Genomic DNA, 23,269 nt, shown 5'->3' on the forward strand with positions numbered 1-23,269 from the left:
TTATGGTAGCTACTCGGCAATCACACCAACACGACAAACCGGGTGATTTTAGCACACGACTTGGTTTACTTAACTTAACGCAAGAAAAGCGCGAACTATTAAGTAAAGCGAATACCCTTTGCGCTGAACTGCATAATCATCAGCAACAAAATATTGCCATGGAAATGGTCGAAATTTTGGTGGAAATGAATCTCGATGCAGACACCCTCGCTACCGCATATATTACGCCGAGTTTTTTGGCTAATCTAATCGACATCGATACAGTAAGCGATGTGATGGGGAGCCATGTGGCAACTCTGCTAACGGGTGTTGCACAAATGGCTACTATTAGCACTTTGGCTCATCAAGGTACTGGCACCGTTCAAGTTGATAATATACGCCGTATGTTATTGGCGATGGTTGAAGATGTGCGCGCTGTGGTTATTAAACTTGCTGAGCAGGTATGTCATTTACGAGAGGTTAAAAACGCCAACGAAGAAGAGCGGGTGATTGCTGCAAAAGAAACCGCTGATATCTTTGCGCCACTTGCTAACCGGTTAGGGATTGGGCAATTAAAGTGGGAGCTGGAAGATCTATCGTTTCGCTATTTGCACCCTGATGTGTATAAAAATATTGCCAAGCAATTGGATGATAAGCGCCTAGGTCGCGAAGCTTATATGGTAGATATGGTTGAGCAAGTTAAAACTAAACTGGCTCAAGCAGGTATTAAAGGCGAGGTATATGGTCGGCCAAAACATATCTACAGTATTTACAAAAAAATGGCGCAAAAGAATTACGAGTTTGACCAGTTATTTGATATTCGCGCCATGCGTATTGTGGTGGATGAATTGCAAGATTGTTACGGTGCGCTGGGGATCGTACACACCAATTGGCGCCATCTAAATAAAGAATTTGATGATTATATTGCCACCCCTAAACAAAATGGTTATCAATCTATTCATACCGTAGTATTTGGCCCAGAAGGCAAAACGGTTGAAATCCAAATTCGTACCCACGCGATGCACCAAGATGCTGAGCTCGGAGTCGCTGCGCACTGGATGTATAAAGAAGGGGCGTTACCTGGGCGTGGTTCTGGGTATGAGCAAAAAATTAGCTGGTTGCGTAAATTATTGCAATGGCAAGAAGAGGTGGTTGATGGCAGCGATTTAGCCGAAGAGCTAAAAAATCAAGTGGTCGAAGATCGGGTGTATATTTTCACCCCTCGTGGCGATATTTTTGATTTACCGCTGGGCGCAACACCATTGGATTTTGCTTATTATATTCACTCAAATGTCGGCCATCGTTGTATTGGTGCAAAAGTATTTGGCAAAATTGTGCCTTTTACCCATCAATTACACACTGGCGATCAGGTTGAAATTTTAACCCAAAAACAACCGAATCCTAGCCGCGATTGGTTAAATCCATCACTGGGATATATTAAATCATCCCGCGCGAGAGCGAAAATACACCACTGGTTTAAACAACTCGATCGCGATAAAAATCTCAGTGCTGGTAAAGAAATTCTAGATAACGAATTGCAAAAGCTCGATTTGACCTACAAAAACTTAGAGCCGGCTATTATTCGCTATAACTTTAAAGAGTTAGATGACTTAATGGTTGCGATTGGCGCCGGCGATGTGCGTTTAAATCAGTTGCTGAATTTTATCACGGATCGCTCTGATGACGAGCCCGTCATCCGCTTTAAGAACCCGACTAAAATCAGCGGTGATAAAAATGGTATCGTGGTTGATGGGGTTGGTAGTTTAATGAGCCATGTGGCTAAATGTTGCCGCCCAGTTCCTGGTGAGTCAATAATCGGTTATATCACGCAAGGGCGTGGCATAGGTGTGCATAGGACTGATTGTGATTCTTTTAATAATCTAAGAACACAACATCCTGAGCGTGTTATTGCGGTTAGTTGGTCAGACGAAATTAACGGCTCTTATGCTCTGTGTATTAAAATTGAAGCAAGTGACAGAGCTGGGCTTATACGTGATATTAGTTCGGTACTGGCCAATGAAAAAGTTAATGTGCTGAATATGAATATGGAAACCGTGGACGACCGCCAATTAGCGTTGTTTACTATGCAAGTGGAAGTACATGATTTATCAAGTACCAATCGATTACTATCAAAATTAGATCAAATCGAAGGCGTGCATGAAGCAAAACGTAGTCACTAGGAATGTAAATGAACCAGACAACTAATACCTCGACGAATACCTTAACTGAGTTATTAGCCATTATGGCTAAATTACGTGATCCAGCAACAGGCTGCCCGTGGGATTTAAAGCAAGACTTTACATCCATCGTACCGCATACCTTAGAAGAAGCATACGAGGTAGCCGATTGCATTGAAAAAGGTGATTTCGGTGAGCTCAAAAATGAACTGGGTGATTTACTCTTTCAAGTGATTTTTTATGCGCAATTGGCACAAGAGCAAGGGTTATTTGATTTTAATGATGTAATGGCTGGGCTAAATAATAAGTTAGTGCGTCGCCATCCACATGTATTTGCCGATCAGCAAGGGCTGACTGAACAACAACTCAGTGAGCAGTGGCAAACCATAAAAGCACAGGAGTGGGCAGCAAAAGCTGAACCGCAGAGCAACACATTATGGCAAGATATACCTGCAAATCTGCCTAGTTTGAGTAAAGCCAAAAAAATTCAGCAGCGGGTTGCAGGATTAGGCTTTGATTGGCCTAGTTATCATGGTGCATTAGATAAAGTGGCTGAAGAAGTTGATGAAGTAAAAGAAGCGTTAGCCGTTGATCCATTTTCAGCACACAGCGCAGAAGAAATCGGCGATTTATTGTTTGCTACAGTTAATGTAGCACGGCATATTAAACGTGACCCAGAGCAATTATTACGTAGTGCCAACGATAAGTTTTCAGCGCGATTTGAAAAAGTACAAGCCTATTTATGTGAGCGTGGGCAATCGCTTGATACAGCAACCCTTGCTGAAATGGATGCCGCATGGGATGCGATAAAAAAGCAGCAGTAAATAATGCGAAACGCTGAGTGCGTTTTTTGTGCAGAGAATTACTAACTTTCGCTGGATTGATGGCAGTGCCTTTGCTATAATTTCGCCCCGTCTTGATTCTATATTTTTCCTTTTAATTCCTGATATTCTAGGGTTCGCATGAGTACAAAATTTATCTTCGTTACCGGCGGGGTTGTTTCCTCGTTGGGTAAAGGTATTGCAGCAGCATCGTTGGCAGCTATTTTAGAGGCCCGTGGTTTAAATGTTACCATTTTAAAGCTGGATCCTTATATCAACGTTGACCCAGGCACAATGAGCCCAATTCAACATGGTGAAGTATTTGTCACCGAAGACGGCGCTGAAACCGATCTTGATTTAGGTCACTATGAACGTTTCATCCGTACCAAAATGACAAGCCGTAACAACTTCACACAAGGTCGTGTATATGAAGATGTGCTGCGTCGTGAGCGTCGTGGTGAGTACCTTGGTGCAACAATTCAGGTTATTCCACATATTACCAACGATATTAAGCAACGTGTTTATGACGGTGCTGAAGGCCATGATGTGGCACTCGTTGAAATTGGTGGAACGGTTGGTGATATTGAGTCACAACCATTCTTAGAAGCAATTCGTCAGCTTGGCACAGAGATTGGCCGTGAGCGCGCATTGTTTATTCACTTAACGTTAGTGCCATTCTTAGGCCCTGCGGGTGAAGTGAAAACCAAACCAACACAGCATTCTGTTAAAGAGTTACGCTCGATTGGTATTCAACCAGATATTCTTATCTGTCGTTCAGATCGTAAATTACCAAATAACGAACGTGCAAAGATTGCTCTTTTCACTAACGTTGAAGAAAAAGCGGTTATTTCATTACCAGATGTAGACAGCATTTATAAAATTCCTGCGCTATTAAAATCGCAAGAGCTTGATAACTTTGTATGTCGTCGCTTCCATCTTGATTGCCCTGAAGCTGATTTAGTTGAGTGGGAACAAGTGTTATACCAAGAGTCAAACCCAACGGGTGAAGTGACTATCGGTATGGTTGGTAAATACATTGAACTACCTGATGCCTATAAATCTGTAAACGAAGCACTTAAACATGCAGGTCTTAAAAATCGTTTAACAGTAAATATTCAATATGTTGATTCACAAGATGTTGAAAGTAAAGGTACTGAGTTACTAGCTAACCTTGATGCTATTTTAGTTCCTGGTGGTTTTGGTGGTCGCGGTGTTGAAGGTAAAATTTTAGCGGCAAAATATGCCCGTGAAAATAAAGTACCTTACCTTGGTATCTGTTTAGGTATGCAAGTTGCGCTAATTGAGTATGCACGTAATGTTGCAGGCTTATTAGATGCAAACTCAACCGAGTTTAATGCTAACTCGTCAAGCCCTGTGGTTGGTTTGATCACCGAATGGTTAGATGCGGAAGGCAACATTGAAACACGTAGCGAAAAATCTGATTTAGGTGGCACTATGCGTTTAGGCGCACAAAAATGTCATTTAACACCAGGCTCAAAAGTACGTGAAGTATATGGTAGTGATGAGATTGTTGAACGTCATCGTCATCGTTACGAAGTAAACAATAATTTTGTTGAACAGCTTGAAAAAGCTGGCTTGAGTTTCACTGGTTTATCGGAAGATAAGAAGCTAGTTGAAATCATCGAGAATAAAGATCACCCGTGGTTTATTGCGGCTCAATTCCACCCGGAATTCACCTCAACACCGCGTGATGGTCATCCGCTATTTGAAGGGTTTGTTGCCGCTGCGCATATTCATCAAAAAGCGTCATCGTAATATGAATAAGCCGTGCACTATGCACGGCTTATTTGTTTTTAAAGCCGACGGCATTAAGGAAAATTAATAAAGTCGGAGTAGACTCACCATTTTGGGAAAAGAGGAATCAAGATGTCAAATATCGTAAAAGTGATCGGTCGCGAAATTATGGATTCGCGTGGTAACCCAACTGTAGAAGCTGATGTTCATTTAGCTGACGGTTCATGGGGCCGCGCTGCTGCACCATCAGGTGCATCAACAGGTACTCGCGAAGCACTAGAATTACGTGATGGTGATAAAGCACGTTACTTAGGTAAAGGTGTATTAAAAGCGGTTGGTTTTATTAATAATGAAATCGCGACAGCCTTAGCTGGCCAAAATGCACTAGAGCAAAGCACTGTTGACCAAGTAATGCTAGATTTAGATGGTACCGAAAATAAAGAAAAACTAGGTGCAAATGCAATCTTAGCAGTGTCATTAGCAACTGCAAAAGCTGCTGCACAATCTAAAAAAGTAGAGCTTTATGAGCACATTGCTGACTTAAACGGTACACCAGGTGTTTATTCTATGCCGTTACCAATGATGAACATCATCAATGGTGGTGAGCATGCTGATAACTCAGTTGATATTCAAGAATTCATGATCCAGCCAGTTGGCGCTGCCAACTTCCGTGAAGCGCTTCGCATGGGTGCAGAAATATTCCACAGCCTTGCCAAAGTACTTAAAGCTGATGGTCATTCAACCGCAGTGGGTGATGAAGGTGGTTTTGCACCAAACCTTGCCTCTAACGAAGCGGCACTTGCAGCAATTAAAGTTGCTGTTGCTAATGCAGGCTACGAGTTAGGCAAAGACATTACTCTAGCACTTGATTGTGCTGCGTCTGAGTTTTACGACAAAGAAGCAAATATCTACGACCTTAAAGGCGAAGGTAAAAAATTCACGTCAGAAGAGTTTAACTACTTCTTAAAAGATCTAACTGAACAGTACCCAATCGTGTCTATCGAAGATGGCCTTGATGAGTCTGATTGGGACGGCTTTGCACACCAAACAAAATTACTTGGCGATAAGATCCAATTAGTTGGTGACGATTTATTCGTTACAAACACTAAGATCTTAAAGCGTGGTATCGACAACGGTATTGCTAACTCAATCTTAATCAAGTTTAACCAAATTGGTTCACTAACTGAAACGTTAGCTGCAATCAAAATGGCTAAAGACGCTGGTTTCACTGCTGTTATTTCTCATCGCTCAGGCGAAACTGAAGATTCAACGATTGCTGATTTAGCAGTGGGTACTGCAGCTGGTCAAATCAAAACAGGTTCATTGAGCCGTTCTGATCGTGTAGCTAAGTACAACCAATTGCTACGTATTGAAGAGCAATTAGGCGCTAAAGCACCTTTTAATGGTCTTAAAGAAGTTAAAGGTCAGTAATTCTTTTATAAGAAGCTGATTTAAACTTTTGAAAAATCCTCGCAAATGCGGGGATTTTTTTGTTTTATTAGATGATATTTTATGCAATAAGGTTGTAGGTGTGTAAAGTTTAAATTTAATAGGGGTTTAAGGTTCTTTTTTTGTTGTTTAATTGTTATTTTATTGGTGTAAAAAATAACAGTTAGCAGATTATGAAAAATAACAAGATTACTCATCTACTTAATGCAAAGTATCATGGTGAGCTCCCACCACAACAAAGAATTTTAGATTTTGCTCTTACAGATTCCGAATTTGTCTATCATTGGTTATGTCATGTTGTGTCATGCTCAAGCTGTCCACAAGAACTCGCAATTGTTTTGTGTTTAGCTAAGCACCATGAAATTAAAGCGCTTCAGATATTGACTCATTTTTGGCCAAAGAGAATAGTTAACCATGATACAGTTGATAGTTTTGCAAAGCATTTATCGAGTATGCCTAATGTTATAAGGCAATATGCAGAACCTGATTTGATAAATTTGTGGTCTAGCTTAATTATCCCAGCAGTGCCTCAATCTAGTGGGCAATCAACACCCGTGACGATAATAGAAAGTATGCTAACGGAAGAATTGGCCAACGAGATAATTAAGTTTGCTGCGAAGAGTTTAAGTTTAGCTGCTGTCTATGCAGAGGCATCTACTAGACAGAGAGTTGCAGATATTAGGGATAACGAGCAACTTATAACGCAATTACCTGTAGATGATATTTCGGTTGCTATACTACAGCGCCTCATGTGCTCTGATGACTATACTGATTTAGCTTATGCTGAACCTATGGTGGTTTACCGTTATGTTAAAGGCCAACAATATAAGTGGCACTATGATTTTATAACTCCCTCAAACGAAGATGCTAAAAATGAGCTAAATTTTTTCGGGCAAAGGCAACGTACACGTATTATTAATTTAAATGAGGGGTTTGGCGGCGGAGAAACGGCCTTTAAAGATTGGAATATAAGCGTAAAAGCTAAACAAGGGCAAATTATTAAGTTCAATAATATGTTTGATAATAAAGTGGACAAAAAGTCAGTACATAGCGGTAAACCAGTGTTATCGGGGGAAAAATGGATATGTACGCTGTGGATGCGAGAGAAGCCATTTTGGCTACGCGCATCTATATGGCATAAAGATTAACATTTAACGGATGATCACAGCTGAAATTGCTGCTTCAAAATCTGCCCTGTAAAGCTGGTTTTTAAATAAAAACCACGGGGTAGGGTTTTAATAATTTGCCCGTTTGGACCGATTGCATCGGTGACTATTCTGCTGTTAGCTGCTTTTGGGCGAATTTGCATCGCATCCCCTAAATGCCCTGAGATCTCATCAATACGTCCCAGTGCAATCAACTCCATTTGCTCTTCCCAGTCTCGCTGTAACTGCGCATCTTGCTCAGCGGAGGGTTGCCATAAAAAGCCACTGCCAATGGTCCTATCAAATGGCACAATGTCTCGCTCGCCTAGAATGGGTAGCCACAAGACATGATTGAGTTTTTTACGCACATTACTTTGCTGCCATGTCATACCTGTGACATTCAATAACGGTGTCACAGACACAAAAGTGGTCTCTAATGGTTTGCCTTTATATGAGATTGGTAACGTTTTAAGTTCAATCCCGAGCTCTTCAAAATCAGGGGTTGGTTTGGAACCTGCCGTTGCACCTAATGCATATTCAATCAATTGTCCCGTCCAGCCTTTTTCCTTTAATAAATGCTCAGGTGTTTTAAACTGATAATGACTTGCTAATTGGCCTAATGTCAGCCCTGAAATGTTGCTAACACGTTGCATTAATTCATTGATTGAATGTGGTTTTATCGGTTTCATAGCGAGTTATTTGGTTGTATAAATTCACTACTCATGATAGCAAAAGAGTTTAACCGTGGATATCTTTGCGTTTGGGTGTTTTTTGTTCAGTGATAGTTTGCTGTGTTTTTAGGCAAGGTGAAACTTGCTGACTTTAAGCTTAATGTATTGAATTTAATGGTTTTTAACTGTTAAATTTGCAAAGCCTTTAAGCTGTGTTGAAAACTTGTTGGGATAAATACATAACTATGAACAATGTTATCCACAGAAACTGTGGAAAAGGCAAGTTATTGGATCTGTTATTGTGGATTTGTTTGCAAAATGAGCTGTATAAACTAAAGTTATGCACAAGCTGTGAGTAAGATGCGTAAAACTCTGAATATTGTTTGCCGTATTGCAGGTAATGTGGAACAATCATTAAAAATCGACTTACAAATGAGGCACTAAGGTGATTGATGCCGAAGGTTTTCGTGCCAATGTCGGAATTGTAATTTGCAATAATCAGGGACAGGTCTTTTGGGCCAGACGTTATGGTCAGCATTCTTGGCAGTTTCCTCAAGGTGGTGTTGATAGTGGCGAAACAGCAGAGCAGACCATGTTTCGTGAATTACACGAAGAAGTCGGCTTGCGTCCTGAAGATGTAGAAATTGTCGCAAGTTCAAAACATTGGTTACGTTATAAATTGCCCAAGCGTTTGATCCGCCGAGACTCCAGTCCGGTGTGTATTGGGCAAAAGCAAAAATGGTTTTTATTGAAACTGCGTTGTAAAGACGAAGACGTCAACTTACTAAAAACACATCATCCGGAATTTGATGATTGGCGGTGGGTAAGTTATTGGTATCCGGTAAGGCAAGTTGTATCGTTTAAACGCGATGTTTATCGCCGTGTTATGAAAGAATTCGCACCCTTTGCGATGCCTTTTAATAAACGTGAACAGTCCAAAGATACTTGGCGCCATAAAGGTAAATAATATAAAGGAGCAGTATTATGCTGGCTACACTCAGAGCTATTGCCGAGTCCGTTTCGCAACAAGCGAGTTTGGATAGTGCGCTAGCATGTTTTGTTGAAATGGTGAAAGATGCCATGAAAACTGAGTGCTGCTCCATTTATTTTGCTGATTACAGTCAAGATAATTTTGTATTAATGGCAACCAGAGGGCTTAATCCCGCAGCCGTGGGTAAGTTTAGAATCGGTTTTACCGAAGGTTTAGTTGGCTTAGTAGCACAACGAGAAGAACCTATTAATATTGCCTTTGCCAAGTCTCACCCCCGTTTTAAACTCTCTCCTGAAGTGGACGAAGAAGGCTTCAACGCATTTTTGTCTGTGCCTGTAGTTCATCAAAAAAAAGTACTGGGCGTTATTGTTGTACAACAGAAAATTGCCCGTGTATTTAGTCAAGATGAAGAGTCTTTTTTAATTACGTTATCTGCGCAACTAGCGTCGCAATTAGCCCATGCAGAAATCAAAGAAGTTCTTCGCCAAGATGAGTTTTCTCATCAGACCTCGGTGCTAAAAGGGGTTTCTAGCGCGCCAGGAATTGCGATAGGGCAGGCGTTTGTTATTCTGCCGAAACTTGACTTTAAATCGATAGAATTAAAAAAAGACGATAACTGTATTGAGCAACGCCGCTTATTTACTCAAGCTGTTGCTGCAACCCGCAAAGAATTTAACACCTTGTCGATGACTCTTAGCGATTCCATCCCTAAAGAAGCGTTGGCAGTATTTGAGGTGTATCAGCAACTACTGGATGCAAAAAGTTTAGGGCAGAATGTTGAAGCACAGCTGCAAGAGGGCTGGTGTGCAAAAAGTGCATTGAAAATAGTGATCGAACGATTGATCTCCCAATTCAATGCCATGCAGGATCCTTATATCAAAGAGCGTGCGGTTGATGTTAAAGATATCGGCCTGCGCGTACTGCATCACCTCGTAAATACTGAACACGCAGTAAAAAGTTATCCTAAAGATACAGTACTGATCGCTAATACTTTAACCCCAGCCATGCTTGCAGAAGTGCCTAAAGGCCATTTAGTTGGCGTGGTGAGTGTTAACGGTGCGGCAAATAGTCATGCGTCAATTTTAACCCGTGCCATGGGGATCCCTGCAATTTGGGGTATTGAAGATTTACCGTTATTGCAGTTTGATGGTAAACCAATGATTTTAGATGCATACGCAGGGCGATTATATATTTCGCCTTCGCAAATGCTACAAGATGAGTATTTACAATTACAGCACCAAGAAAGTCTATTAAACGACAAGTTTGTGGCTGAGCAAGAATGCGATGCAGTGACATTAGATGGCGAGCATATTAGCTTGTTGCTCAATGCTGGTTTGGAACTCAATACTGAAAAAGCTAACACCAAAGTCTGTGATGGCGTTGGCTTATACCGAACTGAAGCCTGGTTTATGCAAAAAGGCCAGTTTCCATCACAAATAGAACAAGAGAATTGGTATCGCGAAGTATTAGCCAGTTATCATCCAGAACCTGTAGTGATGCGTACGCTTGATATTGGTGGTGATAAAGCACTTGATTACTTTGATATTACTGAAGAAAACCCATTTTTAGGCTGGCGGGGTATTCGTGTCACATTGGACCACCCAGAGATCTTTTTAGATCAGCTCAAAGCCATGGTTAGAGCAAATATTGGTTTAGGTAATTTAAAAATTATGCTGCCAATGATAAGCGGTACCGAAGAGGTTGATGAATCTTTAGCGTTGTTAGAGCAAGCCTATTTTGAACTGGAAGAAAAATACCCAGAGCAAGCCATTGAACGCCCAGAGATTGGCGTAATGTTAGAAGTCCCTTCAAGTGTATTTATGCTCCCTGAATGGTCTAAAAAAGTAGATTTTTGTTCTGTGGGTAGTAACGATTTGACGCAATACTTACTTGCCGTCGATCGTTCTAATGCGCGTGTTGCTGATTTATTTAATCCCTATCATCCTGCGGTATTAAGAGTACTGCAAAAAGTTGCAAAAGAGTGTCAGCAATATGAAATGTCCTTTAGTTTATGTGGTGAATTAGGTGGCGATCCTGAAGGTGCAATACTGCTGATTGCGATGGGTTATCGACGCTTGAGTATGAACTATTCATCATTAAGTAAAGTTAAATGGGTATTAAGACGTTTAAAAGCCAGCGATATGGAAGCATTACTGGCGGAGTGTTTAGCACAATCTACTGCAAAACAAGTGCTTAGGTTAACGCGTAATTTTATGATTGAGCATCAACTTGGTGAATTATTTTATACCCCAAATCAGGCTTCTTAGTAGCCTAAACGAGTGCTGTAAAGATTCGATATAATCGATTAGTATATGCATATAATAAATTCAATTTTATAAGAGTGTACGATGCATGATTTAGTTATCCTGATTATCAGCTGCGCGCTATTAGGTTGTGTGGTTGGTTTTTTAGCTGGGTTATTAGGCATTGGCGGCGGATTAATTATTGTGCCAGTACTGAGTTCATTATTAGTGCATTTTAATGTTGTTGCGGTTGATCATGTACTGGTTATTGCTATTGCTACCTCGCTTGCCTCTATTTTATTCACTTCAACGTCATCTGCATTAGCGCACCATAAGAATCAAAATGTGCCATGGGAAATTGCGCCTTGGGTTATGTCTGGCGTTGGACTTGGTGCTCTGATCAGTGGTTTTGCCGCGAGTTTAATTCCAGAACAGTTATTACGCATCGTTTTTGCTGTTAGTGTGGTGTTTATTGCTGCTCGTATGGTGTTGTCTGCTCGTAATAAACCTGTCGCGGTCAAACCTATGCCAAGAGGCCCAATTATTGGCGCTATTAGTGCAGTGATGGGCGGATTATCAGGTTTGATTGGTATTGGTGGCGGCGCATTGATTGTGCCGCTACTACATTATTTTTCAGTTGATATTAAAAAAGCCATAGGCTGCGCGGCAGCATGTGGCATTGTGATTGCGTTATTTGGCTCTGTGGGGTATATCAGCGCTGGTTGGCAAGTAACCGATTTACAACATGGCTTTGCAGGTTTTGTGTATTTACCAGCATTATTAGGTATAGTGATAACTTCGTGGTTTATGGCACCAATTGGAGCCAAAGCAACGCATTATTTACCTGTTTCAACGATAAAAAAAGTGTTCGCGGTGTTACTGGTTATTATCGCGCTTCAAATGGTTTTTAGTTAAGGTTTAATTTTTATGGCTCTTGAATTTCCAGACATCAATCCGATTATTTTCTCTGTCGGTCCTCTCAGCGTACGTTGGTACGGTTTAATGTATTTAATTGGTTTTGCTTTTGCGATGTGGTGGGCAAATAGGCAAGCGGCTAAACCTAACTCGGGGTGGACAAAAGAAGAGGTCAGTGATTTACTGTTCTACGGTATGTTGGGAGTCATTCTGGGTGGTCGGATTGGCTATGTACTGTTTTATCAATTTAGTTATTTTTTAGAAAATCCACTGTATTTATTTAGAATCGATCAAGGTGGTATGTCTTTCCACGGTGGCACTTTAGGGGTGATAACCGCTATTTGTGTGTTTGCCTGGACACGTAAAAAACAGTTACTTGCAGTGGGGGATTTTGTTGCTCCGCTAGTGCCGGTTGGCCTTTTAGCAGGGCGTATTGGTAACTTTATTAACGGCGAATTATGGGGCAGAACTACCGATGTACCATGGGCTATGGTATTCCCAACTGGTGGTCCACTGGCGCGTCACCCATCACAGTTGTATGAGGCATTTTTAGAAGGCCTAGTGCTGTTTATTATTCTGTATGTGTTTACAAAAAAGCCACGTCCAGCGGGCAGCGTAGGCGGATTATTTTTACTAGGCTACGGGGTATTTAGATTTTGCGTTGAGTACGTACGTGAACCCGATGCGCATTTAGGTTTATTTGGCGGCTTTATTTCAATGGGGCAAATATTGTCATTGCCGATGGTCATCGCAGGCCTAGGTTTGATAATATGGGCGTATAAAAAGCCACAGCCAGCTGTTGCCAGCAAAGCTTAATAAAAGAAGTTAACAATGAAACAATATTTAGAATTATGTCAGCGCATCGTTGATGAAGGCGTATGGGTTGAAAATAAACGTACAGGAACTCGTTGCTTAACGGTTATCAATGCCGAGCTTGAGTATGATGTGGCAAATAATAAGTTCCCAATGATCACTACCCGTAAAAGTTACTACAAGGCGGCGATAGCTGAATTGTTAGGTTATTTACGTGGTTATAGTAGCGCTGCGCAATTTCGTGACATAGGTTGCATGACTTGGGATGCTAATGCCAATGAAAACCAAGCATGGTTAAATAATCCGAACCGCCAAGGTGAGGATGACATGGGCCGAGTATATGGCGTACAAGCTCGTGATTGGCAACGCCCTGATGGCACTGCGTTAGATCAGTTGAAAAAAGTCATTGATAATTTAAAAAATGGTGTGGATGACAGAGGCGAGATCATCACTTTTTATAATCCGGGTGAATTTGAGTTAGGGTGTTTGCGCCCATGTATGCACACGCATACTTTTTCGCTTCTTGGCGATACGCTTTATTTAACCTCGTATCAGCGTAGTTGTGATGTGCCACTTGGTTTGAACTTCAATCAAATTCAATGTTTTGTATTGCTTGCACTGGTCGCGCAGATCACTGGCCACAAAGCAGGTAAGGCCTATCATAAAATCGTTAATGCCCATATTTATGAGAACCAACTGGAATTAATGCGCGATGTGCAGTTACAGCGTGAGCCATTTGCATCACCTACGTTGACGATTAATCCAAATATTAAATCACTCGAAGATATCGAAACGTGGGTCACCCGTGATGACTTTGAGGTAAATGGCTATCAATGCCACGATGCAATTAAATACCCGTTTTCAGTGTAACAATTAATAAGCATCATAGTTTTAAGGAGAGAATAATGAAAGCAGTGATCCCAGTTGCAGGACTTGGCACCCGTATGTTGCCAGCTACTAAAGCTATTCCAAAAGAGATGTTACCGATTGTAGATAAACCCTTGATTCAATATGTAGTTAATGAAGCGGTTGCTGCGGGTATTAAAGAAATTGTATTAGTGACTCACTCTAGTAAAAACTCTATTGAAAACCATTTTGATACCAGCTTTGAGTTAGAAGCAACGCTAGAGAAGCGGGTTAAGCGTCAGTTACTTGCTGAAGTACAAGCTATTTGTCCAAAAGATGTGACAATTATTCACGTTCGCCAAGGTGAAGCAAAAGGGTTAGGGCACGCAATAAACTGCGCTGCGCCGATTATTGGTAACGAACCGTTTGTGGTTATTTTACCAGACGTAATTATTGATGACGTTGAAAGCGATCTTCAAAAAGATAATTTAGCTGAAATGATTACTCGCTTTAATGCAAACGGCGAAAGCCAAATAATGGTTGAGCCTGTGCCTATGCAGGATGTTGATAAGTTTGGTGTGGTCGATTTAGGCGACGTAAAGCTTGAACAAGGGCAAAGCGCAGCGATCCTTAATATGGTTGAAAAACCTCCTGTGCATAGCGCACCATCAAATTTGGCTGTGGTAGGTCGTTATGTGCTAAGTAAAAATATTTGGCCATTACTTGCAAAAACTCCCGCAGGCGCCGGCGACGAAATTCAGTTAACAGACGCAATTGCTATGTTGATGGAAAAAGAATCTGTTGCTGCTTATGCGATAAAAGGGCGTAGTCATGATTGTGGTAGTAAGTTGGGCTATTTAAAAGCTACTATTGAATTTGCACTGCGTCGTGATGAATTTAAAGATGAACTAAGTGATTTTATTAAAACCTTAGTTTAAGCTCATTTATTGAGCCTAACTTATAAAAGTGCCTTAGTGGCACTTTTTTATTGCTTAAAAATCCTGAAACTGGCACTGACTTTGCTTATAATATGGCATTATTTATTTTTGATGCTAACAGATGATGTGTTTTAAAAAGCAAGCTTGGTATACCACAGTGTGGGTTACAGCAACTGTCTGGCTTAGTGGGTGCAGTAGTATTAATGCTAACTCGGTGGAACAGCAGCCTGCATTAATTTCTGATCAACAAGTCAAAGAGTATGTTCAGCAATGGCACTCGCAACAAGAGAGTATTACTCGTTTAGCTGCGATGGAGGAAGACTTGCAACTATTAATAATGGCACTTTCCTCTCAAACTGATATTGCAGAAAACCCAGCGGTGCTTCGCGAAGATAATGTTACGGTGGCTCATTATGCTGAAAAAATACAGACCCCTGATACTGCTAACTCCTCAAAAAATATCGAAAACCGCCCCCAGCCACTGTATAACAATTCACTGCCAGGCGCGCAACTTGGGCTGTATTTAAAACCGCAAAGAGTGAGAACACAAATAACAAAGTTACAGCAGCAATATCCACAGGCATTTAGCCAATTAGATTTTGTAATGACTGAGCGTCAAAATAAAGGTGTTACCATGTATGGGTTACGAGTTGGGCCATTTCAAAATTATACTGAGGCCAATCTATTTTGTTCTTTAGCGCAAAGTTTAGGCCAAAAATGCCTGAGTGCTCCGTTTGTTGGTGAGCCACTTTAACTAAGCCAATTATTTATCTGATTTTTATGTAATTAATCTTAAAGTAATTGTTCTAATTGCCGATAAATCTTATGATAGGGGCTCTTTATGGTAATGCCCCATTTTTATAAGGATTTAATATGAAACGATCTCTTGCTATTATTAGCGCTTTTTCTTTAATTCACTCTTTTCCTACATTAGCGACAAGCGCTGACTTTTCTGCAACAGTTAAAGTACAAAACACTGTTGTTTTAAGTAAGGGGGAAGATCTTAGTTTTGGTACTATACGTGCTGTAGCACAAGCTGATGGCGTCAAATTTGCGACACTGACAATTAACCCCAACCCTAATGCAGCAATTAAAACCACTAAAAATGATGACGGAGATGCTTTAATTTCAGTCATTGAAGAAGGTTCACCTGCTACTTTTACAGTGTCAGATGTAGTACCTAATGCGGCACTTACTATTACTAAACCAGGCACAGGAAGGCTTGAATCTGCATCAAAAGGAGCGGGTGAGCCGCAATTCTCAATTGATGGTTGGAAGTTCTTTATTACTAGTGGACCAAACATAAACACGGCTTATGACGAGACAACGCCAAACTTAATCGCCAGTGAAAAAGGTGAAGTTGAATTTGCTATTGGTGCCACATTGTCTACAGATAACTTAGTAACAACAGTACCTTACAAAGATGTTGAATACACAGGTACTTTCCAAATCGAAGTCGCTTATTAAATCGCTTCTAGTGCGACTTTTACCTTATGCAGTGGCTGTAAGTATTTTAATTTACAGCCCTAACCATTTCGCAAATACCATAGAGCAACAGTCGCTTGATTTTGGCACGTTAGTCATACCAAGTAACAGTAATGTTAGTTCCGTGATAATCAAAGCGAACGGTGACATAAATACTATGGGTAAAATTTATGTACTAGAGAAAGGACGACCTGCTGAGCTATTACTAACCAATTTTCCTGCACATACAGAATTAACTATGCAATTAGTTAATTCTGTAACCTTACAGCACAACGCACAGGGTAGCAGCAGCGCCGATTTTGAAGTACGTCTTAATGGCTTTCCAAAATCTACCATCACTGATGATTTAGGTGAGGCGAAAGTGTTTATTGGCGGCACATTAATAACAAAACCTAGTAGTAAAAGTTATTCAGATGGCGACTACTCCTCAACTACTAACCTAGAAATTTCGATTGACTACTAAGGACTGATATGTTCAATAAATTAACAGTGATGTGTGTGCTACTAACAGCATTTTTTAGCCAAATGGCCATGGCAAACTTATTGATTTCACCTACCCGTGTTACTTTTGATGAACGCCAGCGTAGTGCTAAAGTCACGGTGATCAATAATTCTGATGAACAACGTACGTATCGAGTAGTTTGGAGTGAAAAACAAGCTTTACCAGGTGGGGGTTATAATAATTTAGCGCAAGTGACCGAAAACAGTTTATCGCCAATGACACGTTTATCCCCTAAGCAAGTGACCTTAGCAGCAGGTGAAAAACAAACCGTTAAAATTGCAATTCGAAAGCCAAAAGATTTGCAGCAAGGCGAATACCGCTCGCACTTATTATTTCAAGCTCTACCTAACGAAAATAAAGAGCAAAAATCAGGAATACAGATCAACATGATTATGAGCTTTAGTATTCCCGTTGTTTACCGTGAGCAGCCAGAACAACCTAATGTTACGATCACTCAGGCAAAGATTATAAAAAATGCCAATCAGACCAAGCCAAAAATTCAAGTTCAACTGCAACGACATAACAACTTTAGTAGTTATGGAAAACTCAGCGCTTATATAAAAACAGCATCAGGCGAGAATGAGAAAGTGGCTGAAATTAGCAATTTAAGCCTGTATCCAGAAGTTGATACTACCATTGCAACACTGAGCCTATTTAAAGATAAACAGCTGCCAACACAGGGCAGTATTTTCCTAGATTATCAAGGTGCTGAAGAATATAAAGGGGTTGATTTTGCTTCATACACACTCGCTATTGGGAAATAATCTTAAGCGTTATTAAGCGAATAAAGTGATCCGTATATTTACTCTTGGGCTTTTATTTTTAAGCTCAATGAGTTTTGCTAGTGCTGTGCAAACTGCTGATGTGTTGCGCACACTTAAAGCTATTCAAACTAAATTAAATCAACCGCACCCGAAAGTGAGTGCACAGCAGCCCGTTATAGCCGAACACAGGCAACCTGCAGCACAGCGCATTGCCGCCGGTGAATTTTTACTCTTTTCGCTGCACTTAAACGGTGAATATCTTGGTGAAGCATTTGCGATTAAAAGCGAACAAGGTGTGTTATTGGGGTTATCGGGTTTAGTCGAAATATTACAACTGGCTATTAATGTTGATATTGCAAATGGCACCGCTTCAGGTTGGTTTATCAATGAAGCAAACTTATTTACACTAAATGCTACTGAACCTAAACAATTAATTTTTAATAATCAAGTCGTTACGCTATCTTCGCAGCAACTACTAATTGATGATGATATTTATATTGATGCGGCCGTTTTACAGCGCGCCTTCTCAGTTGCTATTATCCCTGATTATGCGAATTTAACGCTAGAGCTTACAACGGAGCAATTGTTTCCTGTTGCTGCGCAACAACAAAGGCAAAAGCGTTTGTTTAACAACCAGCGTAAAGGGGATAACCAACCTACACAACCTTGGAAGGCTAGTCCCTATCAGGCGGTTTCAATGCCAGTGGCTGATTTACAGCTAAATTATCGTCGTGATAATGATAGCAGCCGTACAAGTTATTCATTATTAGGCGCACAAGATTTTGCGTACCTTTCAGCAGAATATTTTTTAGCAGGACGTGAACAAGATTTACTGACTGACTCTCGGCTGACATTCTCTAAACAAGATGTTAATAACAGCTTACTCGGTGTTTTTGCAGCCAGCGAGTTGGAGTTTGGTGATATCACTGCAACGCAAGTAGGTAGTCGTTATAACGGTCAATATGGCCGTGGTTTTAAGTTTTCAAATTATCAGTTAGATCGCAAAATAGATAACAATCGGATTAATCTCACAGGCGCTATCCAGCCTGGTTGGGATGTTGAGCTTTATCGTAATGGCATTTTAATTGAACAACAGTTAAGCCTTGCATATGGCCGTTATATATTCGATAGTATTGATTTACTGTATGGTGAAAATAACTTTGAGTTGATCTTTTATGGTCCTCAAGGGCAAGTTGAACGCAAAACAGAATATTACTTTATTGACGGTAATCAATTGGCGCAAGGAGAAGCTGCATACGAAATATCAGTATCAGAGCAAGGTAAACGATTACTAGGAAGTGAAAGTAATTCACAACAAAGTGGCTGGTTAGCGGCAGGGCGATACGAACGTGGTTTGACTGATAATATCGCGATTTACACCGGGGCTATGGCGCAAAAGCGTGAGGACGATGAATTTTATCAATTTGCTTTTGGCACTAATATCAACTTGTTTGAAAGAATGTTGATTAATTTAGACTACGAGCAAAATAACCAACAACAAAATGAATTAGAACTCACAGCAAGAACCCAACTGGCCGATCAATCACTGCTGTTTACCGTTACAGATCGCTCGGATCAACAGCAAGACTTGCAAAGTTATCAATTCGATATGTCGGGTGAGTTGATGCAAAATCGTTATGGTCGTCTTAATTATCAAAACAACTTTTTATTGCAGCATTCAAGCTCAGGTCGCGACCTACAACAAGCTTATAATCGTTTTAATTATAGTTACTCAGGCTTCTCTGTGAACAACCTATTGCAATGGCAAAATGTAAATGAGCAAAGCAAAGTATATGGGGCAACCCGTGTGCAAGGACGAATAGGGCGTTTATATAGCCGTTTTGGTTTTGATTATTTATTATCGCCAGACAGTGATATTTTAAGTTACCAAGCTGAATTTAATCGCAGTATTACTGCAAAGTTACAAGCCGAGCTCACACTTAAAAATACCCTAAATGAGAATATCCAATCAGCGGACTTGGGCCTTAATTGGCAAAATGATGATTTTAATTTAAGCAGCACCATTAACTACGACAGTAATGATAATTGGCTTTTTAGTTTATATAGCCGTTTTAGTTTTGGTTATGACGCTGAAAATAACCGCGCCTTTATGTCAAACCGCAGTCTAACCAGTACCGGTAGTCTACTGGTTAAAGTATTTTTAGATCAAAATAACAACGGCATTATGGATCCTGACGAGCAAGGTGTTGCAGGTATAAAAGTAAAAGGGCTGCAAAATTATCGCCAAGCAATAACCGATGAAAATGGCATTGCATTGTTAACCTCAATGCCAGCTAATCGCACCACAGATATTGTGCTCGATAGAGACAGCTTCCCCGATCCGTTTTTTGTGCCTGCCAATGAGGGCTTTTCAATCACGCCAAGAGCAGGATTTATTGAATACATGGATTACCCGCTAAATAACGCCAGCGAAATTGAAGGGGTGGTGTATCAGCAGCAAGGCGATCACACTTATGTGCAGCCTTATGCAAAAATAACCTTGTTAGATCAAAACGATAAAGAAGTTGCCAACACCCAAGCGGCTTATGATGGCTATTATTTGTTTACCGACCTACGGCCAGGGCAGTATCGGGCTGTGGTTGACGATAGCTTTAAAGAACGTAAAGCATTAAAAAACACCCAGCAAGTAACAGTTGATTTATCAGCAAAAGGGGATGTGTTGGTTGGGGTTGATTTTACTTTAAAATCACTTGAAGAATTGTCGGGTACTATTGTGAATGCGGGGAATTTTTCATCGTTAATGATGTTAAAGGCATACTTACGTTTGATAAGCCCACGCTTAAAATTACAACAGCAAGACGTGTTTTATATTCATGACCAACAGCAAAGTAAGTACATACTCGCTTTAGCATACGCTAAGCAAGCACAGCCTGAATTTACGGATCTTTGTCAGTCATTAATAAAACAAAGATTGAAGTGTGATATTGAACAACGAACAATACTTCATTAAAGGAATAGCAATGAATATCAAACAATCGTTTAGTGTAATGCAATCAGCCGTATTAATAATGAGTTTAATTATATTATCTGGCTGTATCAGCACGACGGATAGCGCGCAAAAAAGTACCAGCAGTACAGCTGAAACTAATCATGAAACCTATGTGCAGATCACGCAACAAGAGCTACAACAGTTACAAACTAGCTCTGCACAGTGGCAAGCGATTAAACCCGATCTCGAACGGTTATTACTGATTGAAAGTGATTTGAATTTATTGATAGCACAGTTAACCGCGATAGCAAATGATGACGAGAACACAGGTAAGAAGAGCCATTCATCTGCTGCCTTGGCATCACAGCAAGTACCGTTAGATAGACCTGCGCAATCTATAGCAACACAGTCAAACATAACTAACAACGCGCTTTTTGCGCTGCAAATTATTGCGGTCACTCAACAATCGCAATTAGCTCCAAGCTGGCAAACAATTCAACAAAAAGTACCGAGTTTATTGTCAGATAAATTTACCACCAATGTCGAAACTGCTCAGGTAAAAGGCATGACTTATTACCGCTTAAAAATCGGGGCATACCAATATCAAAAAAACGCCCAAGCTGATTGTGATAAATTAAAGCTACAACAGCTCAACTGCATGGTGACTCACTACACAGATAACCCAATAAAATTATAAATAGGCATAATACTTGCTTTGTTATTGCCATGTTTAGTGAGGATGGCAATTATGCGCCTTTTGTTATGTTTATTATTGCTGAGTCTAACTGCGTGTAGTTTAACGCAAGAAAAACCGCCAGCACCAAGTACCAATGCCCCAAAAGCAACAATGGCACCTTATACTGTGCATCAGTATGTGAGCGACTTGAGTAGTCAATTGAGCCATGTGCAAGGGCCGTTTAAAAGCTCTGCACGGATTGCCGTTACTAGCTTTTACTTAGCCAACGCGCTAGATAGTGAGCTGGCACAAGGGCAGGGCGCTGGGCTGAGTCAGCAAATTCAAGAAAGCTTACTTACTCAGTTTACCCAACTTGGCTATAACACTATTGAATATCGCCTTGAAAAACACCTTAATTTAGCCAGCAACGCAGATGGTATATTAAGTCGCGACATTAGCAAATTACGCCAACGTCAGAATATTGACTTTGTTATCACGGGTACCTTAACACGGCAACAACATGCCTATATAGTTAACGCCCGTATGGTAAATACGCAAGATAGCCGCGTTGTATCTGCCGCCAGTACAGAGATCCCCATAAATGTGATGTGGGGCGATGAAAAAATACAACAGCGCGACGGTTATATTTACCGCAGCGAATACTAATTAGGAGCTCTCATGAAACGCTTAATATTAACTTTATGTTTGCCACTGGGTTTTGGTTGCGCGCAAATGATGGAACCGGGCAAAACAGCACAAACTGATAACTCTGCGCAGTTAGAGGGTGATCAAAGAATGGTTGCAGCTCCTGGGCAAAATAATACATTTTATCAAAACAATATTCCAGTGATGAACGATAGCAGCCAAGTCACAGTCCCAACACGTAAAAATATTAATCATTATGTACGTGGCATAATGCAAGATATGGCTGAAAATTTACAATACGTAAATACCAAAACGCCGCTGGCCGTATCAAGCTTTATTTTTTTAGATGATGATTACAACGACGGCACATTGTTAGGTAATCAAATCGCCGAAAGTTTTATGCACGAGCTACACAGTTTTGGTGTACCGGTGATCGACTTTAAAACCACCGACTATATGCGTGTTACTCCCTCTGGCGACTTTGTATTTAGTCGCGATTATTTAGAGCTAAGTAAAGATCAAAACTTCAACTACGTACTGGCGGGCACTATGGTAAATCACCAAGGTGGTGTATTAGTCAATGCCCGAATTATTGGTTTAACAAGTAAGGCAGTAGTTGGCTCTGCACAAGGGTTTATTCCGCAATCCGTTGTTGATGCACTCGACAGTAGCTATCGCACTGATGGCGTAATGCTAAAACAAGTGAGTAAGTGAGGCCAATGATGAGTAAGCTAATCCACAGCGCTAAATTATTAACCGTAGGGGGTGTGATCAGCATTCTCAGCGCATGCAGTATGACCAATAACACGGCTGAGCCTGTACAAAGTACGACTAGCCGATATGACCTTACTCAAATGCTAAAACAAGTACAAATGAATAGTGCCGAGCCACTTGATAACTCAGCGCAGTTTAGTCCTAACAAACACCATAAAACACTGGTTAATTATGTAGAGCAAATGGCGTTAGACTTAGTCGACACAATGCAAACAGAGCTTGATACCTCGATTGCCGTTACTTCATTTGTAGATTTAGATGCCAGCCTTAATAACAGCAGCCAATTAGGCAACCAGTTATCAGAGAGTTTTATTCATCAACTGCAAAAATTTGGTTATGGTATTGTTGACTTTAAAACCACCGACCAAATAACTATGAACCCACGCGGTGACTTTGTATTTTCACGCGATATAGAGCAGTTAGCGGATCAACGCATCGCCAGTCATGTGTTATCAGGCACCTTGATCTACCGCAGCAACGGTGTTGAAGTAAACGCCCGTATTATTGATATCACCAGCAAGCGCGTAGTTGCCAGTAGCAACAAAATACTGCCTTATTACGTACTCAACAACGCCGATATTCACCTACAACGCGCGAGTATTACGTAGCATCGTGATAAAATCAATTAAACTGCTTGAATGTAAATAGGATAAACCGTTATAGGTTCCTAGCACCTAGCACCTAACAACTAGCAACTAGCACCTAGCGCCTAGCGCCTAGAACCTAGAAG

Annotated in this window: 21 protein-coding genes; 20 read left to right on the top strand and 1 reads right to left on the bottom strand. The window is 40.7% G+C overall.

Features of this window, described 5'->3' with window-relative positions; genetic code table 11:
• Positions 1-2 precede the first annotated feature (2 nt).
• The 5 genes from relA (at position 3) to H5180_RS07220 (ending at position 7,329) form a co-directional block, all read left to right on the top strand.
• Complete coding sequence (relA, locus tag H5180_RS07200) at positions 3-2,159, top strand: GTP diphosphokinase (protein ID WP_182731179.1); 2,157 nt, start codon at positions 3-5, stop codon at positions 2,157-2,159.
• Between the two features lie 8 nt (positions 2,160-2,167).
• Positions 2,168-2,980 carry a nucleoside triphosphate pyrophosphohydrolase gene (gene mazG / locus H5180_RS07205; RefSeq protein WP_182757980.1) on the top strand — a complete coding sequence of 271 codons (813 nt, stop codon included), beginning with the start codon at positions 2,168-2,170 and terminating at the stop codon, positions 2,978-2,980.
• Positions 2,981-3,118: 138 nt separating this feature from the next.
• The gene (locus tag H5180_RS07210) at positions 3,119-4,753 is read left to right on the top strand and encodes a CTP synthase (protein ID WP_145240916.1); all 1,635 of its coding nucleotides are present in this window, start codon (positions 3,119-3,121) and stop codon (positions 4,751-4,753) included.
• 111 nt (positions 4,754-4,864) lie between these two features.
• Positions 4,865-6,163 (top strand): phosphopyruvate hydratase, encoded by a 1,299-nt coding sequence (gene eno, locus H5180_RS07215; RefSeq protein ID WP_145240917.1) that lies wholly within the window; start codon positions 4,865-4,867, stop codon positions 6,161-6,163.
• A 191-nt stretch (positions 6,164-6,354) separates the two neighbouring features.
• Positions 6,355-7,329, top strand: a complete 975-nt coding sequence (locus H5180_RS07220) for a 2OG-Fe(II) oxygenase (RefSeq protein WP_182757981.1) — start codon at positions 6,355-6,357, stop codon at positions 7,327-7,329.
• A gap of 14 nt (positions 7,330-7,343) precedes the next feature.
• On the opposite strand, the gene mutH is transcribed toward H5180_RS07220, so the two are convergent.
• Positions 7,344-8,015: a DNA mismatch repair endonuclease MutH gene (gene mutH / locus H5180_RS07225; RefSeq protein ID WP_145240919.1), complete on the bottom strand. Its 672-nt coding sequence runs from the start codon at positions 8,013-8,015 to the stop codon at positions 7,344-7,346.
• Positions 8,016-8,442: 427 nt separating this feature from the next.
• Here mutH and rppH point away from each other — a divergent pair, with 427 nt between their 5' ends.
• The 15 genes from rppH to H5180_RS07300 all read left to right on the top strand — a co-directional run bounded on the left by rppH (position 8,443) and on the right by H5180_RS07300 (position 23,147).
• Positions 8,443-8,964, top strand: a complete 522-nt coding sequence (rppH, locus tag H5180_RS07230) for an RNA pyrophosphohydrolase (protein WP_145240920.1) — start codon at positions 8,443-8,445, stop codon at positions 8,962-8,964.
• 17 nt (positions 8,965-8,981) lie between these two features.
• Positions 8,982-11,255 carry a phosphoenolpyruvate--protein phosphotransferase gene (ptsP, locus tag H5180_RS07235; protein WP_145240921.1) on the top strand — a complete coding sequence of 758 codons (2,274 nt, stop codon included), beginning with the start codon at positions 8,982-8,984 and terminating at the stop codon, positions 11,253-11,255.
• Between the two features lie 81 nt (positions 11,256-11,336).
• On the top strand, positions 11,337-12,146 hold the full coding sequence (locus tag H5180_RS07240; RefSeq protein WP_145240922.1) for a sulfite exporter TauE/SafE family protein: 810 nt from the start codon (positions 11,337-11,339) through the stop codon (positions 12,144-12,146).
• A 12-nt stretch (positions 12,147-12,158) separates the two neighbouring features.
• Positions 12,159-12,962 carry a prolipoprotein diacylglyceryl transferase gene (gene lgt, locus H5180_RS07245; protein WP_145240923.1) on the top strand — a complete coding sequence of 268 codons (804 nt, stop codon included), beginning with the start codon at positions 12,159-12,161 and terminating at the stop codon, positions 12,960-12,962.
• 15 nt (positions 12,963-12,977) lie between these two features.
• Entirely contained in the window at positions 12,978-13,829 is an 852-nt protein-coding gene (locus H5180_RS07250) for a thymidylate synthase (protein WP_145240924.1), read from the top strand.
• A 35-nt stretch (positions 13,830-13,864) separates the two neighbouring features.
• The gene (gene galU / locus H5180_RS07255; RefSeq protein WP_145240925.1) at positions 13,865-14,743 is read left to right on the top strand and encodes a UTP--glucose-1-phosphate uridylyltransferase GalU; all 879 of its coding nucleotides are present in this window, start codon (positions 13,865-13,867) and stop codon (positions 14,741-14,743) included.
• 121 nt (positions 14,744-14,864) lie between these two features.
• On the top strand, positions 14,865-15,497 hold the full coding sequence (locus H5180_RS07260) for an SPOR domain-containing protein (protein WP_259399551.1): 633 nt from the start codon (positions 14,865-14,867) through the stop codon (positions 15,495-15,497).
• 119 nt (positions 15,498-15,616) lie between these two features.
• On the top strand, positions 15,617-16,210 hold the full coding sequence (locus tag H5180_RS07265) for a DUF4402 domain-containing protein (RefSeq protein WP_145240927.1): 594 nt from the start codon (positions 15,617-15,619) through the stop codon (positions 16,208-16,210).
• A gap of 10 nt (positions 16,211-16,220) precedes the next feature.
• Positions 16,221-16,691 carry a DUF4402 domain-containing protein gene (locus tag H5180_RS07270; RefSeq protein ID WP_182757982.1) on the top strand — a complete coding sequence of 157 codons (471 nt, stop codon included), beginning with the start codon at positions 16,221-16,223 and terminating at the stop codon, positions 16,689-16,691.
• Positions 16,692-16,699: 8 nt separating this feature from the next.
• Positions 16,700-17,494, top strand: coding sequence for a molecular chaperone (locus tag H5180_RS07275; RefSeq protein WP_182757983.1), 795 nt, complete (start codon positions 16,700-16,702; stop codon positions 17,492-17,494).
• A 25-nt stretch (positions 17,495-17,519) separates the two neighbouring features.
• Complete coding sequence (locus H5180_RS07280; protein ID WP_182757984.1) at positions 17,520-20,465, top strand: hypothetical protein; 2,946 nt, start codon at positions 17,520-17,522, stop codon at positions 20,463-20,465.
• A 10-nt stretch (positions 20,466-20,475) separates the two neighbouring features.
• Positions 20,476-21,141, top strand: coding sequence for an SPOR domain-containing protein (locus H5180_RS07285; RefSeq protein WP_182757985.1), 666 nt, complete (start codon positions 20,476-20,478; stop codon positions 21,139-21,141).
• Between the two features lie 51 nt (positions 21,142-21,192).
• Positions 21,193-21,786, top strand: a complete 594-nt coding sequence (locus tag H5180_RS07290; protein ID WP_145240937.1) for a FlgO family outer membrane protein — start codon at positions 21,193-21,195, stop codon at positions 21,784-21,786.
• Positions 21,787-21,798: 12 nt separating this feature from the next.
• On the top strand, positions 21,799-22,479 hold the full coding sequence (locus tag H5180_RS07295; protein ID WP_145240939.1) for a FlgO family outer membrane protein: 681 nt from the start codon (positions 21,799-21,801) through the stop codon (positions 22,477-22,479).
• Between the two features lie 8 nt (positions 22,480-22,487).
• Positions 22,488-23,147 carry a FlgO family outer membrane protein gene (locus tag H5180_RS07300; RefSeq protein ID WP_404936332.1) on the top strand — a complete coding sequence of 220 codons (660 nt, stop codon included), beginning with the start codon at positions 22,488-22,490 and terminating at the stop codon, positions 23,145-23,147.
• Positions 23,148-23,269: the final 122 nt, after the last annotated feature.

Source organism: Pseudoalteromonas sp. SR41-4 (genome assembly GCF_014163985.1).
GTDB lineage: Bacteria > Pseudomonadota > Gammaproteobacteria > Enterobacterales > Alteromonadaceae > Pseudoalteromonas > Pseudoalteromonas rhizosphaerae.